Annotated in this window: 7 protein-coding genes; 4 read left to right on the top strand and 3 right to left on the bottom strand. The window is 58.8% G+C overall.

What is annotated here, in order from left to right:
• Positions 1-50: 50 nt before the first annotated feature.
• Together SKA58_RS09565 and SKA58_RS09560 are read left to right on the top strand one after the other, a co-directional pair.
• Entirely contained in the window at positions 51-2,336 is a 2,286-nt protein-coding gene (locus SKA58_RS09565; protein WP_009822213.1) for an asparagine synthase-related protein, read from the top strand.
• Between the two features lie 431 nt (positions 2,337-2,767).
• A complete protein-coding gene (locus SKA58_RS09560) occupies positions 2,768-6,067 on the top strand; it encodes a glycosyltransferase (RefSeq protein ID WP_037542916.1) in 3,300 nt (1,099 codons plus the stop codon).
• 51 nt (positions 6,068-6,118) lie between these two features.
• Here the strand turns inward: SKA58_RS09560 and SKA58_RS19855 are convergent, their stop codons facing one another.
• Positions 6,119-7,258: a hypothetical protein gene (locus SKA58_RS19855; RefSeq protein ID WP_156784186.1), complete on the bottom strand. Its 1,140-nt coding sequence runs from the start codon at positions 7,256-7,258 to the stop codon at positions 6,119-6,121.
• Between the two features lie 568 nt (positions 7,259-7,826).
• Between SKA58_RS19855 and SKA58_RS19480 the strand changes: the two genes are divergently transcribed.
• Both SKA58_RS19480 and SKA58_RS09545 read left to right on the top strand, forming a co-directional pair.
• Positions 7,827-8,414 carry a glycosyltransferase 61 family protein gene (locus SKA58_RS19480; RefSeq protein WP_232209406.1) on the top strand — a complete coding sequence of 196 codons (588 nt, stop codon included), beginning with the start codon at positions 7,827-7,829 and terminating at the stop codon, positions 8,412-8,414.
• Positions 8,415-8,596: 182 nt separating this feature from the next.
• Positions 8,597-9,391 (top strand): heparin lyase I family protein, encoded by a 795-nt coding sequence (locus SKA58_RS09545; protein ID WP_009822207.1) that lies wholly within the window; start codon positions 8,597-8,599, stop codon positions 9,389-9,391.
• A gap of 132 nt (positions 9,392-9,523) precedes the next feature.
• On the opposite strand, the gene rpoC is transcribed toward SKA58_RS09545, so the two are convergent.
• Complete coding sequence (gene rpoC / locus SKA58_RS09540; protein WP_009822206.1) at positions 9,524-13,810, bottom strand: DNA-directed RNA polymerase subunit beta'; 4,287 nt, start codon at positions 13,808-13,810, stop codon at positions 9,524-9,526.
• An 80-nt stretch (positions 13,811-13,890) separates the two neighbouring features.
• On the bottom strand, positions 13,891-18,054 hold the full coding sequence (gene rpoB / locus SKA58_RS09535) for a DNA-directed RNA polymerase subunit beta (RefSeq protein ID WP_037543319.1): 4,164 nt from the start codon (positions 18,052-18,054) through the stop codon (positions 13,891-13,893).
• Between the last annotated feature and the right edge of the window lie 266 nt (positions 18,055-18,320).

The raw sequence follows: 18,320 nt of genomic DNA, 5'->3' as shown, positions 1-18,320 counted from the left end.
TGGGCCAGCACCCCAAGCGGTGCTAGGACAGCAGAAATTCGAGGACCGACATGCATCATTTCCTGATCGTCAAGGCAAAGAGCAAATTTGCGAAACAGACACTGTTCGATCGGTTGATCAAGAGGCTCGATCATCTTGTTCCGTATGAGCCGCATCGTCGAAAAATATTGTCTTTGGCGGATGATGTATATTTTGCGTCTACGGAAAGTCATGATTTTCTGGGCTTGGGGGAAAAGAGCGGTCAATTTGGCGAGCGGTTCATAGCCTATGAAGGTTTTTGCTTCCTCAAATCGCGCGGTGAAAATACGCTAGATTTGTTCCGCGACATATTCCAAAAGCGGAGCATTTTTGAAGCAAATGATTATCTCGATGGCGAATTTTGCGCCGTAAACTATGAAGAAAATGGCGACACGATAAATGTAATCTCGGACTTTACCGGCCTACGACCGATTTATTATCTGAACAACGAAGATTATTTTGCTGCCTCCAACCGGCAAATGTTCCTGAACCCTCTGTTGACGAGGTCGGGCAGGCTGGAAACCGATTGGCAGCAGATCGCAGACCTTGTCGCAAAGGGCAATAAATTCACGGAGCGCTCGTTCCTGAAGGGCGTCCGAATGGTGCGGCCTGGCTTTGCGATACAATGGTCACAAGGTTCGGATTTGAATATACGGCGTTCTGGAACACCGATTTTCACCGCGCGGGGAGAGCCGGGGCGGGGCGATTATATCCGGTCCATATCGGAGATCATCCACAATTTCGATTCGCTCGATTACTTCCCCGGATTGGACGGCCAGCCCATCCGAATTTCGCTGACGGGTGGTGAGGACTCCCGATTGGTGCTGGCCGCCGCGACGCAGAGTCGCATCGCTGACCGAATTGAAGCCTTCACATATGGCTTTCCGGACAACCCGGACATTGCCGCCGCCGCAATTGTTGCGGAGAAAGCGGGCGTCAAACACGTCACAAATATCCACACACCGCCCAAGGTGGCGACAGAACGCCCGATGGATGCGATCTGGACGGATTTGCGACGGCACGCCTTCCGCTATGAAGGGGCGCCTGGCGCTTGGGACGGAGGGGCGGCCACGGCAACGCAGACGCGCCTTGATCTTGTCGGCTACTTCGATGCCTATTTCAAACGTGTGCGGGCAAGCAGCGCCGAGATTGATGTCACATCGCGCGACGTGGCGCGAAAATTCATGCGCGAACCGCAACAGGTTTATGATCCCATGGGTATCCTGCTGCCGGAAGCGGTCGACTATGATCAGTCGCTGGATGACGAATGGATGGAGTCGGCATTGGCGCAGGGCGCCGAGCTTAACGATCTACCGGAACTCTATTATTTCGACTTTCGACTCCCGTGGTGGGGCGGGGCGATGGCGGCCAATGTGGGAACCATTTATCGGCTTGCGCCCTTGGCGTCTAAATATGCGTCACGCACCGGGCTGAAGCAGTCACTTGCCGATCGACGTGGTCGGAAATTCATCTTTGAAGCCATGATGACACTGCGGCCGGATTTGTTGGAAATTCCTTATCTAAACAAAAAATGGCCAGACCACTATCAGGATCGCGCCCTGAACGTGAAACTGCCGGGGGTCGAACTGAAGTTGCCAGTGCCTCAACATCCTTCTGCACCTTGGCAGGTTACCCTAGCGAAGAGTGGCGGACAATTTATCAAAGACTATCTGGAAGTACATAAGTTTTCTGGCCTGGAGAGCGTAATCGACGTCAAACGCTTTACGGAGTTTCTGGATAATCCCGCACTGATTAAAAACACTCCGACTGTGCGTACAATCGCTAACATCTGCGAAATCCTGATTTTGACCGCCAATGACCAAAGCAGGGCACCGGATAAAATTGAAAATTCCAGGCTGCCGTCCGGGGTGATGATAACAAATATCGCCGAATTGTCGGATCGACGCGAACAGGCTTCAGTCAATATTGATACTTCCATGCAGCGAAAGCGTAATTTTCATATTCCATTTCCTCGAGTAAATCTGCGCAATTTTCGTGTTGATCCCGCCGAAAGACCTTGTGATATCACAATTCAAAAATTGATCCTGAGTTATGCAGATGGCCGTGTGGTTGAGCTAGATGCATCGCAATATAGATGTAATTCACAATTGAAGGTCGTCTCAGCATCAGGAAAAGAGGTTAAGCTCACTTCAACAGGTGACGATCCACAAATATATTTTAACAATATAGATAATATGTCTGAAATTAAAAGCTGCGATATCATGGCTTTAATGCCTCAGGACGGGGGAAGGCTGGAAGTCTTTTTTGACCAGGGGACCGGATTTTCCCGCGAACATATGGTCGCCCATTCATATTGACCCGGCTCAAAAGCTTCTTGGCGGCAGATCCATGCTTTGGCTGGGAATCTATTATGACCCCTTGGGCATGTGATTCGTTTCATACTCATTGCGGCAGTCTCATACGCGAATTGATTGGGTGTCGGGCGCTGCTCTTTCGGTCGTCTCCCACTATCGGCGTAAGTACTGACTATCTTATTGCGACTGCACCATTTTCAATAGGTTTGCCATCACAAGACGGTCGCTAGATAGCTTCGACGAAGGCCGAAAACCCTCGATTGAACCGATAAAATAAGGTTAATTTGCTGTTAGTCCTTGCTTTGCTGCGCCTGCGAGCACACAATCAAGACGATAACATATTTTATTGCCGCAAGCGGGCCGGCCTCAGGGTGCAGCTTAGGGCATAGGCCCAAGCTGGCCGCAATTTGATTGCTGTGTAATGCGAGGGCAAAGTGCATAAATTGATCCCGGCGGAAGCCGCTCCGGCTGAGCATGTGGCGCTGATCAAGCAGTCTCCCTTGTTCAATGAGGATTGGTATCTGCGCACCTATCCCGACGTCCGGATCTTGGGCGTGGACGCCGCTGCGCATTATCTGTGGTTGGGATCGCTGCTGCGGCGCGATCCGTCGAGCGAGTTCAGCACCAGCGGCTATCTGGAAATGAATCCGGATGTGGGCGCGGCGGGCATGAACCCGTTGCTCCATTATGTGAAGAACGGGCACCGCGAAAACCGCCGCCTCGGTCCGCGTCGGCGCGCGCTCGATCCGGCATCCTGGAAGCAGGGGGACGTGCCCGTTATCGCGGACGCGCCGTCTGTCCTGCTGTGCGCCCATGAAGTCAACGCGCATATGTTCGGCGGCGAACGCAGCTTCATCGACATGCTCGATGCGCTGGGGCAGATGCGCCTTAACATCTATGTCGCCGTGCCCAAGGAGGGCAATCCCGACTATATCGAATTGCTCCGCTCGAAATCCTGCGGCCTGTTCGCCTTCCCCTATGGGCAATGGACCAAGAACCGGGGGCCTGACGAAACCTCTATCGAGGATTTCACGCACATCATCGAACAGTGCAATATCAGCCTCGTCTACTGCAATACGATCGTGCTGGTCGATCCGTTGATCGCGGCGCGCCGGGCAGGGCGGGTGACGGCGATCCATGCGCGCGAACTGATCGACCATGACGAACATCTGTGCAACCGCATGGGCATGGATGCGAAGGGCATTATCGATCGCATCCTCCAGCAAACCGATTATGTGATCGCCAATTCCGCTGCCACGCAAAAGCTGTTCGAGCGCAGCAAGCGCGGTTTCCACGCGCCCAATGTGGCGAAGGTCGATGCGCTCGACATGCCCAATGTCGTGCAGGACCGGATCGTGTTCGGCATCGTCAGCTCGAACATCCCCAAAAAGGGCATCGCCGATTTTGTCGAGGTCGCGCGCCGCGCGGAAGCGGCGGCGCCCAATGCGTTTTTCCGCGTCATCGGCCCCGAAAACGACTATGTTGCCGAACTCAGGGCTGCCGGCCTGCCGGGCAATCTCGAATTTGCCGGCTATGCCGATACGCCGGCCGAGGCGATGGCGCAGCTCAACGTCGTGCTCGCCCTGTCGCATTTCGCCGAATCCTTCGGCCGTACTGTGGCGGAAGCGCAGGCCGCGCGTCGGCCGGTGATCGCCTACCGCTGGGGCGCGGTGCCCGAACTGATCGACGACAACCAAAGCGGTTTCCTCGTCGATTATAAGGACATCGACGCAGTCTTAGCGCGCGTCGTCACGCTGTGCCAGGATCCCGATCGTATTGCGACCATGGGCGATGCTGGTCGTGAGAAGATTCTGCGCCAGTTCGCGCCGGTCGTGCTGCGCAACAATTTGCGGCATGCGCTTTCGACCATGCTGAACGAGCCGGTGCCGCTGCGCATCGACGAAACACGGCGGCTGACCATCATCGTGCCTGTCTATAATGCGCCCGAAGCCGTCGAGCGCTGCCTGCAATCTGTGCTGACCCGCACCGACCTGACCCGTCACCGGGTGCTGATGATCAACGATGGCAGCAGCGATGAACGGGTGCAGCCCTTGCTGGATCGTTTTGCGCTCAACCCGGGCTTTAACCTGCTCGTGAACCCGCAAAATATGGGCTATACCCGCACCATCAACCGCGGCATCGCCTGGGCGGGGGATGACGATATCCTGCTGCTCAACAGCGACACTATCGTCCATGACGGCTGGATCGAGGGGATGCGCAAGGTGGCGCTGGGCACGCCCAGGGCCGGCACTGTTACGGCCATGGGAGACAATTCAGGCAGTTTTTCCTTCCCCACGCCCAACATCGTCAATCCCCGCCCCGAAGGCCTGTCGCATGACGAATGGGCGCACCGGATCATCAGCTTCACGCAGGAATCCGATCCGATCGACGTGCCGACCGGCAACGGTTTTTGCATGTATATCCGCCGCGATCTGATGGATCATATCGGCCTGTTCGACGAAGAGGCTTTTCCTCGCGGCTATGGCGAGGAAAACGACTTCTGCATGCGCACGATCAAGGCCGGGTGGAAAAATTTCATTTCGCCCCACGCCTATGTCTTCCACCAGCGCACCGCCAGTTTCGGCGCGGAAAAGGATGGCCTCATCAAGACGGCGATGGAAATCGTCCATCAGCGGCATCCCGATTATGCGCGCAAGGTGAAGGCGGCCTTCGGATCCGGCAAGATGAAGCAGCTGCGCGCGCTCGCCGCCAAGGCCTATGAGGAGGATGCCGTCGCCACCCGTCCAGCCTGGCGCGACGCGCCGGTGGGCGAGCCTGTGGACGCCAGCGTGCATCGCGTCGGGCCGGAACGCCGCTTCCTGTCGCTCAACCAGACGATGATCGACTGGCACAGCCTGCGCAGCAACGCGCCGCAGCGCGACCCCGACCTGGTGTCGATCATCGTGTGCGTCTACAATCAATATTCGCTGACCAATAAATGCCTCAACGCGCTGGTGCGCCAGTGCGGCCGCGCCAAGGTCGAGATCATCATGGTCAACAACGGCAGCGACGAGGAAACGTCGGGCCTGCTCGACCAGTGGGCGGAACGGGACGGGCGCATCAGCGTCATCCACAATTTTGACAATCTGAACTTCTCGCTCGGCAACAATGTCGGCTTTGCCGCGTCGCAGGGCGGCCGCATCATCTTCCTCAACAATGATACGGAAGTGCAGCCCGGCTGGTTGGAGCCTTTGCTGGCGCCCCTCGCTGATCCCGAAGTCATGGGTAGCCAGCCCAAGCTGCTCTACCCCGATGGCAAGGTACAGTGCGTCGGCGTGGTGTTCTCCGGCAAGACGCCGCTTGGCTACCCCATCTATGTCGATGAGGATGCGGGGTCACCGCTGGTCGCGGACAATCGCCGCTTCCGCGCGATCACCGGCGCCTGCTTCGCGATGCGCGCCGCCGATTTCGCCGCGGTCGGCGGGTTCGACCCGATCTTCATCAACGGACAGGAAGATATCGACCTATGCTATCGCCTGGGCGACGGTCGCCATGTCTTCGAATATGCCGCCGGCTCTACCGTCATCCATCATGAAGGCCGCACCAAGGGCAGGGGGCGCTTCATCATCCACAACCGCTACAGCTACACGGCCCGCTGGGGTAAGGCTTTCCCCGGCGATGACGTCGATTTCTACACCCGCGACGGATTTGTTGTTGCGGAATATATGATTGATCGTCCAGAACTGGAAACAGAAGGCATCGCCTGCTGGCGGGCGCGGATTGAGGCGAGGTAAATCTAGCCTATGCTACGGACGTATTTTGGCTGCTTCAATGGTTGACGCCGCTTAGCGAACAGCACTGTAGGGTGCTAGCAATCCGCTGATACTTTCTGCGATCCAATAGACCTCTGCTGCGCGCTCTATCGCATACATTTTGCCTGGCTGCATCTCCCTGAGCTTGTCTTTTGATCGATCGACCCTCGAGAAGTCTCCCCTGCGAAGGCTGGGGTTGAAATCAGGTATGAACATTTTGAGGTGGTGCAGATAGTCCGTTTCGATAGGCGTCAAAATGCTTGAGATCTTACTCCAATCTGTATCACTGCTTGGCACTTCTATGGATTTTGGACAGTTTATCGACAGTCTATATCGATGATTGATCCTGCTGATGATATCGTCGTTGCCTTTCAAGACCAATTGCGCCGCTCGCTCATTAAGTGCTGGTTTAGAGCCTACCAGTCCACTGGCGTTCATGGCTGTGAACATCTCGATCAGTCGTGAACTTCCAGCCGCCGATTTCCCTTCGATTTCTCTGCAAAATCGGCTGCGATAATCCTGGAGGACAACCATCTGTTCACTCGACAGAGAGGTATTTTCATTAATATGTTCGAGTTCGATTTCGACCTTCCCGGTCAAGTCGCGTAACAGTAATTCGAAGTCGGCGACGGCATTGCCCTCGACAAGATGTTTGCGATCGAACATGCGGACGTTGAGGCTGTTAACCTCAGGATGACATTGCCACGAAGCAAGATACCGATCAATCGGACGGATGTATCGATCCGGCCGAGGAAAGCGATAACTGGCCTTTATGGACTGTTGTGCAAGTGACAGATACATGCCGAGAGGGTCTCTAACATAGGATATAACGTCGACTTGTCTTGGCGCTGGATCAATGGACTTGAGCAATTCAATTATGTCATTAGGCTCAATGCTTAAAAAAGATTCCGAAGAAATGACGATATAATCAACAGACTTAGATATTATTTTCAATTCATCAATTGCTTTTAAGGCATATTTCCGTTGCTGTGCGTCATTTCCTCGAGTTGATTTTCCGACCAACGTTCCGAGACAAAAGTTTCCGCTCGTTCTGTGGTGCGAATAATAGCCGATCCCTGCGTCCTTCAGAGCGGCTTGCGCGTCGAACAGCGCAGCTTGAATGGCGGAACTCCCGCACTTGCCATCACCGATATGAACGATAAAGTTCGTCAAAGACCATTCTCCAGCTTAGATCGGCTAAGGCGTAAATGAGACACGGCGGGAATTCCAGTTGCTTTCTGCGTAGAAGCGCTACGAAGATGGTAGCTAGGCCAATCTGGCTCACATTTTCCATCCAAATTGTGAAGGGCTCTCGCATTCCCTTGCGTCCGATTGCTGATGTGATGTCACGACCAATCTGCTGAATTGTCATTGGATAGTGCAGTCGCTCAATGTGCCCAGTTTGATGGAAATTTGATGACCCAATTTACCACGATATCTGACGCTACTTTGGTTCCGGTTCGGGTTAAGAAGGACGGGCCTCCGGGAGCAATGATAGGTGGCGCGTTCGACGGAAACGGCGACTATGTGGACCAAAGTGCATTTTTTAGAGGGGACAGGCGATTTGTATATCGCCCCCGTGCGCCCACGTCGGCCGCGGATGGCACGATTGGTGAGCAAGCCATATTCGCCGGGTATCTTTATAATCACTTTGGTCATTTTCTGTTGGAATCGTTATCCCGTCTGCATGTTCTGCCGCAATGTCCGGATGCCCCCCCTGCTGTGGGTCAAGGAGCGGGAAATGAAGCCGTGGCACCAAGATATCTTTCGAATTCTAGGTGTTCAAAATCGACATATCTTCGTAACTGAACCGGCTAGGGTGCGATCTTTGGTCGTAGGAAATTGTGGATTTTCCATAGGGAACTATTTCAGGCCCTATCATGAACGATTTCTCGGCAAGGTCGAATGGCAGCCGATAAGCGGCAGGTGGATTTGGTTATCGCGCTCCAAGTTGGCGGCCGATTTGGGAGGGATAGACAACGAAACAGATATTGAAGCAGTCTTGGCTTTGAATGGTTGGACTATTTTTCATGCACAAGAACATAGCCTTGATCAGCAGGTTAAAATATTATCTGATGCGGAACGAATAGCGGGCTTCGAAGGATCTGCATTTCATCTGTTGGTTTTGCTGGATCAAATCCATGCGCGAATTGACATATTCTCGCGGGGATCATCGATAAATCGCAATTTCGATCTGATCGCGCAAGCGAAGCGGCTTGATCAAAGAGTTCATGGTGTCGCGATGGAGCAAATTTCAGGTGCGCGGTCATTTTCACGATACAGGATCGGAGATCTGGATGAGGTGGTCGCAAAGTTAGCTGCAGCTTGAATCGGGTCTCTCCGGAGCAAACAGCCTCGTGCGCCGTTATCTGAGGGAATTGCATAAGGATGAACATTTTGCACCCTCTGCTTACATGCGTCAGTGTTGTAACAGCAGGCTGGCTGGCCGCTGCAAACGCTTCCGCGCAACCCCAACAACGCCTGTCGCTCGATTTCGATCAGCAACAGGCCATGAAAGCCAAAGGTGCGACCGCCATCCTCGACCCGCGCACCAATCAGGAATTTCGCGCCACCATCGACAAGGGCACGCGCGCGGCGGAGCGGCCTCAACTCGTTTCTCAAGCCTGTCATACGCCGCCTAGCTGCCTGCGCGTTTCGCTGGATCCCAGCGCCAAGGGCGCGGCGAAAAACAAGATCATGTACAGCTTCTGGTCCCATTATAAACCGCTGCCGGGTGGTGAGCAGGGGCGGATGGTCATTGGCGACGATCGGGTGACGCGCATCCGTTTCGCCATGAAGCTGGGCGAGGATTATGACACGCCCCCGCACCAAATGATCCATTTCCAGATTTTCCAGCCCAAGGAAAAGGGGAAGGTGAACAAGGTCAAGAGCGTCAACCCCGGCGGCCCGATCCTGTCGCTGCGCATCGTCCCGCAATCCCGGCGCAAGAATAAATCGTCCGGCGTCGAGGAGTTCATCATCGTCGCCCGCAGCCCCGACGCGCAGAACCTCAAATATTATGACAAACGGGACGCGGGCGTGCTGTTCCGCGGACAGGTGCGCAAGGGGCAGTGGAATGACTATTCCTTCGTCCTGCAATCGGATGACCGGAATGGCGAGATGATCGGGCGCGTCGGCTTCTGGCTGAACGACGTCAAGAAGTTCGACCGGCCCGTCGAATGGGGCTTTGATCCCGCGCGCTACGGCGTCAGTTCCAAACTTGGATTTGAGCTTGGCAGCTATCGCAGTGCTGATCCCAGCGGCCACCAGACCGTCTATTTCGACGACATCCGGCTCGACCGCTGACACTTGACTGAGGCGCATAAGAAAAGCCCGCCGGCGCATTGCTGCATCGGCGGGCTCTTTTTGCGCCTGTGACGGCGCGGGGGCTTGGGAGCCGCACCCTAGATAGGTGCGGCCCCGGCATTTTCAAAGGGCTCAGCCCTCGTCGCTCTGCTGCAGGTAATCGCCCGCATCGGCATCGGTGCCGTGGGCTTCCCCTTCGACCATCGCCAGCGGATCATTGCCGATCGCCGCTTCAGGACCCTGCGCCAGTTCGGCGGCATGTTCCTCGGCAGCGGTCTTGGGCGCGATCAGATGCGCTTCGTTCGACACCCGCAGCGCGGCCCGCAGCGCCGCGTCACGCGACGAGGCGGCGACCCGCATCCGGTTCATGCCAGCGCCCGTGCCCGCCGGGATCAGGCGGCCGACGATGACATTCTCCTTAAGGCCCACGAGCGTGTCCTTCTTGCCCTGGACCGCCGCTTCGGTAAGGACGCGGGTGGTTTCCTGGAAGGACGCGGCCGAGATGAAGGAGCGCGTCTGCAGCGACGCCTTGGTGATGCCCAGCAGCACCGGCTTGCCTTCGGCCGGCTGCATGCCAGCGCCCAGCTTGGCGTTCACTTCGTCCATCTCCTCGCGGTCGACCTGCTCGCCCACCAGCAAGGTGGTATCGCCCGACACGGTGATCTCGACCTTTTGCAGCATCTGACGAACGATCGTCTCGATATGCTTGTCGTTGATCTTCACGCCCTGCAAGCGATAGACTTCCTGGATTTCCGCGACCAGATATTCGGCCAGCGGCTCGATGCCGAGAACTTCCAGAATGTCATGCGGGTCGGGCGAACCGCCGATCAGGTTGTCGCCACGCTTGACATAGTCGCCTTCCTGAACGTCGATCACCTTGCTCTTGGGGATCAGATACTCGACCGGCTCGCCGCCATCCTCGGGATTGATGGCGATCTTGCGCTTCGCCTTGTAATCCTTGAGGAACTGGACGCGGCCCGACACCTTGGCGATGATGGCGTTGTCCTTGGGCTTGCGCGCTTCGAACAGCTCGGCGACGCGCGGCAGACCGCCGGTGATGTCGCGGGTCTTGGCCGCTTCACGGCTGACACGCGCCAGCACGTCACCGGCCTGCACCTGCGCCCCATCGTCGACCGACAGGGTCGCGCCGATCGCCAGCATGTAGCGGGCAGCTTCCCCGGACTGGTCGTCGAGCAGGGTCAGGCGCGGACGCAGATCCTCCTTCGACCGGGCCGATCCGCGATGTTCGGTGACGACGCGCTGGGCGATGCCCGTCGCTTCGTCGGTCTGTTCGGTCAGCGTCTTGCCGTCGATCAGGTCCTGATACTTCACGATGCCCGGCTTTTCGGTGATGACCGGCATGGTGAACGGATCCCATTCGGCAATCCGGTCGCCCTTGGCCACCGCGGCGCCATTTTCGAACAGGATGGTCGCGCCATAGGGCAGGCGATGGGTCGCGCGTTCGCGGCCCTCGCTGTCGATGATCGCGATCTCGCCGTTGCGGGCGAGGCTCAGGCGACGGCCATTCTTGTCGGTGATGGTCGGCATGTCGCGCAGCTCGATCGTGCCGTCCGCCACGCTTTCCAGGTTCGACGTTTCGTTGAAGTTCGCCGCGCCGCCGATGTGGAAGGTCCGCATGGTAAGCTGCGTGCCCGGTTCACCGATGGACTGCGCCGCGATGACGCCGACCGCTTCGCCGATATTGACCGGCGTACCACGGGCCAGGTCACGGCCGTAGCACTTGGCGCACACACCCATCTTGCTTTCGCAGATCAGGGGTGAGCGGATTTTCACCGCCTGCGTGCCGATCGCCTCGATCTGCGCGATCATCGCTTCGTCCAGCAGCGTGCCGATCGGGATCACCACGCTATTGTCCTTGGTATCAACGATATCCTCGGCCGTGGTGCGGCCCAGGATGCGCTCACCCAGCGACGCGATGACGCTGCCGCCCTGGACGATCGCCTTCATCTCCAGCGCCTTTTCGGTGCCGCAATCTTCCTCGACGACGGTGCAGTCCTGGCTGACATCGACCAGACGGCGGGTCAGATAGCCCGAATTCGCCGTCTTGAGCGCGGTGTCGGCCAGACCCTTGCGGGCGCCGTGGGTGGAATTGAAATATTCAAGGACGGTGAGGCCCTCCTTGAAGTTCGAGATGATCGGCGTTTCGATGATCTCGCCCGACGGCTTGGCCATCAGGCCGCGCATGCCCGCCAGCTGCTTCATCTGCGCCTGGCTGCCACGCGCACCGGAATGCGCCATCATGTAGATCGAGTTGATCGGCGCCATCCGGCCCGTCTTGGGGTCCTTGGGCTGGGCCTTGATCTCGTCCATCATTGCGTTGGCGACCTGATCACCGCAACGCGACCAGGCGTCGATCACCTTGTTGTACTTTTCCTGCTGGGTGATCAGGCCGTCCTGATATTGCTGCTCATAATCGGCCACCAGCGCCTTGGTCTCGTCGACCATCGTCACCTTGCTGTCGGGGATGACCATGTCGTCCTTGCCGAAGCTGATGCCGGCCTGGAACGCGTGACGGAAGCCCAGCGCCATGATGGCGTCGGCGAACAGCACCGTGTCCTTCTGGCCGGTGTGACGATAGACCTGGTCGATAACGTCGCCGATTTCCTTCTTGGTGAGGAGGCGGTTGACGACGTCGAAGGGCACGCGATGCGACTTGGGCAGGCATTCGCCCAGCAGCATGCGACCGGGCGTGGTCTCATACCGCTTCATATATTGATTGCCATCCTCGTCCGTCTGCGGAACGCGGCTGATGATCTTGGAATGCAGCGTCACCGCCTTGGCGTAGAGCGCCTGGTGGACTTCCTGCATGTCAGCCAGCAGCATGCCTTCGCCCGGCTCGCCTTCACGCTCCATCGACAGATAATAGATGCCCAGCACCATGTCCTGCGAGGGAACGATGATCGGCTTGCCGTTTGCGGGCGAAAGGATGTTGTTGGTCGACATCATCAGCACGCGCGCTTCCAGCTGCGCCTCAAGGCTCAGCGGAACGTGCACGGCCATCTGGTCGCCGTCAAAGTCGGCGTTGAAGGCCGAGCAGACGAGCGGGTGAAGCTGGATCGCCTTGCCTTCGATCAGTACGGGTTCGAACGCCTGAATGCCAAGACGGTGCAGCGTAGGCGCGCGGTTCAGCATGACGGGATGCTCGCGGATCACCTCGTCCAGGATGTCCCAGACTTCCTTGCGCTCCTTCTCGACCCATTTCTTCGCCTGCTTCAGGGTCATGGACAGACCCTTGGCGTCGAGGCGGGCGTAGATGAAGGGCTTGAACAGCTCGAGCGCCATCTTCTTGGGCAGGCCGCACTGGTGCAGCTTCAGCTCGGGACCGGTCACGATGACCGAACGACCCGAATAGTCGACGCGCTTGCCGAGCAGGTTCTGGCGGAAGCGGCCCTGCTTACCCTTGAGCATGTCGGACAGCGATTTCAGCGGACGCTTGTTCGCGCCGGTGATGACGCGGCCACGGCGGCCATTGTCGAACAGAGCGTCGACCGCTTCCTGCAGCATGCGCTTTTCGTTGCGGACAATGATGTCCGGCGCGCGCAGCTCCATCAGGCGCTTGAGGCGGTTGTTACGGTTGATGACGCGGCGATACAGGTCATTGAGGTCCGACGTCGCGAAACGGCCGCCGTCCAGGGGAACCAGCGGGCGCAATTCCGGCGGAATGACCGGCACGACGTCCAGGATCATCCATTCGGGGCGGTTGCCCGATTCCAGGAAGCTCTCGACGACCTTCAAACGCTTGATGATCTTCTTGGGCTTCAGCTCCGACTTGGTCGTCGCCAGTTCCTCAAGCAGGATCTGCTTCTCGCCTTCCAGGTCGAGGTCCATCAGCATCTGCTTGACCGCTTCGGCGCCGATCCCGGCGGAGAAGGCATCTTCGCCATATTCGTCCTGCGCGTCGAGCAGCTCGTCCTCGGTCAGCAGCTGGAACTTCTCCAGCGGCGTCAGGCCCGGCTCCGTGACGATGTAGCTCTCGAAATAGAGCACGCGCTCCAGCTGCTTGAGCTGCATGTCGAGCAGCAGGCCGATGCGGCTGGGCAGCGACTTCAGGAACCAGATGTGCGCGACGGGCGCCGCCAGCTCGATATGGCCCATCCGCTCACGGCGGACCTTCGACACGGTAACTTCGACACCGCACTTTTCGCAGACGATGCCCTTATACTTCATGCGCTTATACTTGCCGCACAGGCACTCATAGTCCTTGATCGGACCGAAGATGCGCGCGCAGAACAGGCCGTCGCGCTCGGGCTTGAACGTGCGATAGTTGATCGTTTCCGGCTTCTTGATCTCGCCAAAGGACCAGCTGCGGATGCGCTCGGGCGAGGCAAGGCCGATCTGGATCTGATCGAAGGTTTCCGGCTTGGCGACCGGGTTGGCGAAGTTGGTCAGTTCGTTCATTTTTTATCAGTCCCTCTAGAGGGTAAAATTCTGTGGCGAAGCAGGAGAGGGCGCTGCGACGTGCAACGCCCCGACCAACCTTACTCCGCCGCCTGCGCCATGCCGTCGTCGTCCTCGACCTCGTCCATTGCGGCGAGTTCGACGTTGAGGCCCAGCGAGCGCATTTCCTTGACGAGCACGTTGAAGCTTTCGGGAATGCCGGCCTCGAACGTGTCGTCGCCCTTGACGATCGCCTCATAGACCTTGGTGCGGCCGACCACGTCGTCGGACTTCACCGTCAGCATTTCCTGAAGCGTGTAGGCGGCGCCATAGGCCTGGAGCGCCCACACTTCCATTTCCCCGAAGCGCTGGCCACCGAACTGCGCCTTACCGCCCAGCGGCTGCTGGGTGACGAGACTGTAGGGGCCGATCGAGCGCGCGTGGATCTTGTCGTCGACCAGGTGGTGGAGTTTCAGCATATAGATGATGCCCACCGTGACCTTGCGGTCGAACTTGTCGCCCGTGCGGCCGTCATACAGGTCCGACTGGCCCGAAGAATCCAGCCCGGCAATTTCCAGCATCCGCGACACGTCGGCTTCCCGCGCACCGTCGAACACCGGCGTCGCCATCGGCACGCCGCGGCCCAGATGTTCGGCCAGGTCGATGATCTGCCCGGCGTCGCGCCGTTCGATCTGATCGACATATTGCTCGCCATAGGCGTCGAGCAGGCGCTGCTTGACCGCGTCCGGCATCGCGCCGGCTTCCGCGTTCGGATTGGCCTCGCGCCAGTCCTCCAGCGCATGCTTGATCTGCTCGCCGAGGCCGCGCGCGGCCCAGCCCAGATGCGTCTCGAAGATCTGCCCGACATTCATGCGGCTCGGCACGCCCAGCGGGTTGAGCACGATGTCGACATGCGTGCCATCCTCCAGGAATGGCATGTCCTCGATCGGCAGGATGCGGCTGATGACGCCCTTGTTGCCATGACGGCCGGCCATCTTGTCGCCCGGCTGCAGCTTGCGCTTCACCGCGACGAACACCTTGACCATCTTGAGCACGCCCGGCGGCAGCTCGTCGCCGCGCTGCAGCTTGTCGACGCGATCCTCGAACTTCTCGACGATCAGCTTCACCGCCTCGTCATACTGCGCCTTGACGGCTTCGATGCCGGCCTGGCGCTGATCGTCCTCGACCGCAAACTTCCACCATTCGTGGCGCTCGACTTCGCCCAGCAGGGCTTCGTCGATGACCACGCCCTTCTTGACGCCCTTGGGCGCGGCGGACGCGGTCTGGCCCAGCAGCATTTCCTGCAACCGGTTGAAGGTCGCGCGGTTGAGGATGCCGCGTTCGTCCTCGCGGTCCTTGGCCAGGCGGTCGATTTCCTCCCGCTCGATGGCCATGGCGCGTTCGTCCTTGTCGATGCCGTGGCGGTTGAACACGCGCACTTCAACGACCGTACCGGCAACACCCGGCGGCAGACGCAGCGACGTGTCTCGCACGTCGCTCGCCTTTTCACCGAAGATCGCGCGGAGCAGTTTTTCTTCCGGCGTCATCGGGCTTTCGCCCTTTGGCGTGATCTTGCCGACCAGGATGTCGCCCGGCTCCACTTCGGCGCCGATATAGACGATGCCCGCTTCGTCGAGGTTGCGCAGCGCTTCCTCGCCGACGTTCGGGATGTCGCGGGTGATGTCTTCCGGGCCCAGCTTGGTGTCGCGGGCCATGACCTCGAACTCCTCGATATGGATCGAGGTGAAGACGTCATCCTTCACGATCCGCTCGGAGATCAGGATGGAGTCTTCATAGTTGTAGCCATTCCAGGGCATGAACGCGACCAGCGTATTGCGGCCCAGCGCCAGCTCGCCAAACTCGGTCGACGGACCGTCGGCGATGACGTCGCCCGCGTCGATCAGGTCGCCGACATTCACCAGCGGACGCTGGTTGATGCAGGTGTCCTGGTTGGAACGCTGGAACTTCTGGAGCGTGTAGATGTCGACGCCCGACTGGCCGGGTTCGACATCGCCGGTGGCACGGATGACGATACGGGTCGCATCGACCTGATCGACGATGCCCGCGCGCTTGGCGGTGATCGCCGCACCCGAATCCCGTGCAACCGTGCCTTCCATGCCGGTGCCCACGAAAGGCGCTTCGGCGCGGACCAGCGGCACTGCCTGGCGCTGCATGTTCGATCCCATCAACGCGCGGTTGGCGTCGTCGTTTTCCAGGAAGGGAATGAGCGAGGCCGCGACCGACACCAGCTGCTTGGGGCTGACGTCCATCAGCGTGATGTGATCACGCGGCGCCATCAGGAACTCGCCCGCTTCACGCGCCGAGATCAGGTCTTCGGCAAAGCCGCCATCCTCGGTCAGTTCCGCGTTCGCCTGGGCGATCGTGTGCTTGGCCTCTTCCATGGCGGACAGATAGACGACGTCGCCCGACACCTTGCCATCGACCACCTTGCGATAGGGGGTTTCGATGAAGCCATATTTGTTGACGCGGCTGAACGTCGCCAGACTGTTGATCAGACCGATGTTCGGGCCTTCGGGCGTTTCGATCGGGCAGATACGGCCATAATGGGTCGGGTGAACGTCGCGGACTTCGAAACCAGCGCGCTCGCGAGTCAGACCACCTGGCCCAAGCGCCGACACACGGCGCTTGTGGGTGACTTCGGACAGCGGGTTGGTCTGGTCCATGAACTGCGACAGCTGCGAAGAGCCAAAGAACTCACGCACGGCGGCCACGGCGGGCTTGGCGTTGATGAGGTCGTTGGGCATCACGGTCGACACATCGACGCTCGACATGCGCTCCTTGACCGCGCGCTCCATGCGCAGCAGGCCGACACGATACTGGTTTTCCAGCAGTTCGCCGACCGAACGGACGCGGCGGTTGCCGAGATTGTCGATATCGTCAATCTCGCCCTTGCCGTCCTTCAGGTTCACCAGCTCCTTGACCACGGCCAAGATATCCTCGGTCCGCAGCGTGGTGACGGTGTCCTCGGCGTCGAGGTCCAGGCGCATGTTCATCTTGACGCGGCCGACCGCCGACAGGTCATAGCGTTCGGGGTCGAAGAAAAGGCCGGCGAACAGTGCCTCGGCGGTTTCCTTCGTCGGTGGCTCGCCGGGGCGCATCACGCGATAAATGTCGGACAGGGCCTGGTCGCGATCCTCGGCCTTGTCGGCCTTGAGCGTATTGCGGATCCAGGGACCGGTCGACACATGGTCGATGTCCAGCAGTTCCAGGCGGTCGATGCCCGCCTTGTCCAGCTTTTCCAGGTTCTCCGGGCTAACTTCGTCACCCGCCTCGATATAGATTTCGCCGGTGCTCTCGTTGATGAGATCATAGGCGCTGTAGCGGCCATAGACTTCGTCGGTCGGGATCAGCAGCGTTTCCAACCCATCCTTCTCCGCCTTGTTGGCGGCGCGCGGGCTGATCTTCTGGCCGGCGGCGAACACGACCTCGCCCGACTTGGCATCGACGATGTCGAAGGCCGGCTTCATGCCGCGCCAGGCTTCGGCGACATAGGGGATTTGCCAGCCGCCTTCGCCGCGCAGGAACACCACCTTGTTGTAGAATTGCGCCAGGATTTCCTCGGCATTGAGGCCCAGCGCATAGAGCAGCGCCGTCACCGGCAGCTTGCGCTTGCGGTCGATACGGACGTTGACGATGTCCTTGGCGTCGAATTCGAAGTCCAGCCACGACCCGCGATAGGGAATGACGCGCGCGGCGAACAGATATTTGCCCGACGAGTGGGTCTTGCCGCGATCATGGTCGAACAGGACGCCCGGCGACCGGTGCATCTGGCTGACGATCACGCGCTCGGTGCCGTTGACGATGAAGGTGCCGTTGCCCGTCATCAGCGGCATGTCGCCCATATAGACGTCCTGCTCCTTGATATCGAGCACGGAGCGGGTTTCGGTGTCCTGATCGACTTCGAACACGATCAGGCGCAGCGTGACGCGCATCGGGGCGGCGTAGGTGATGCCGCGCTGACGGCATTCCTCGACGTCATATTTCGGGTCTTCCAGTTCGTAATGAACGAAGTCCATTTCCGCCGTGCCGGCGAAATCGCGGATCGGGAATACGCTGCGCAGCGTCTTTTCCAGGCCCGAAACATAGCCGATCTTGGGGTCCGACCGCAGGAACTGTTCGTAGCTCTCCCTCTGAACCTCGATCAGGTTCGGCATCTGCACCACTTCGTGGATGTCGCCGAACACCTTGCGGATGCGCTTCTTCGCGCCGGTGTTGCTGATGGGGGGAAGAGCCTTGGTCGCCATGCGTGTCCTGCCTGTACCTGTCTGAGCGGTCGTCTGTTCGTCGCGTTTTTCCGCATCGCAGCGAAAATTCAGCCGATCGATGGGCGGGAAGGGAGCGATTCGCCCCATTCAGCCCACGCAAAAAAGTGCGGGCCGGGACTGTCCGATCCGCACTGTAGCGTCTGAGTAACCCGATGAAACCGCCCTATTCCTGCCGCCGATCGTGCGCAACGCGACCATGGCTCCCGAGCGATCCGGGCGCGGCGTATAATGCCCATGGGCCATCA

This window comes from Sphingomonas sp. SKA58, from assembly GCF_000153545.1.
In the GTDB taxonomy this organism is placed as follows: Bacteria; Pseudomonadota; Alphaproteobacteria; order Sphingomonadales; family Sphingomonadaceae; genus Sphingobium; species Sphingobium soli.
Note: the sequence above shows the minus strand (reverse complement) of the source record. Positions and strands in the feature narration are given on the sequence as shown.

Bases quoted from the DNA above. Each gene is read 5' to 3' on its own strand.
- SKA58_RS09545 (WP_009822207.1), top strand. From the start codon at position 8,597: ATGAAAGCCAAAGGTGCGACCGCCATCCTCGACCCGCGCACCAATCAG.
- SKA58_RS19480 (WP_232209406.1), top strand. From the start codon at position 7,827: ATGAAGCCGTGGCACCAAGATATCTTTCGAATTCTAGGTGTTCAAAAT.
- SKA58_RS09565 (WP_009822213.1), top strand. From the start codon at position 51: ATGCATCATTTCCTGATCGTCAAGGCAAAGAGCAAATTTGCGAAACAG.
- rpoB (WP_037543319.1), bottom strand. From the start codon at position 18,054: ATGGCGACCAAGGCTCTTCCCCCCATCAGCAACACCGGCGCGAAGAAG.
- rpoC (WP_009822206.1), bottom strand. From the start codon at position 13,810: ATGAACGAACTGACCAACTTCGCCAACCCGGTCGCCAAGCCGGAAACC.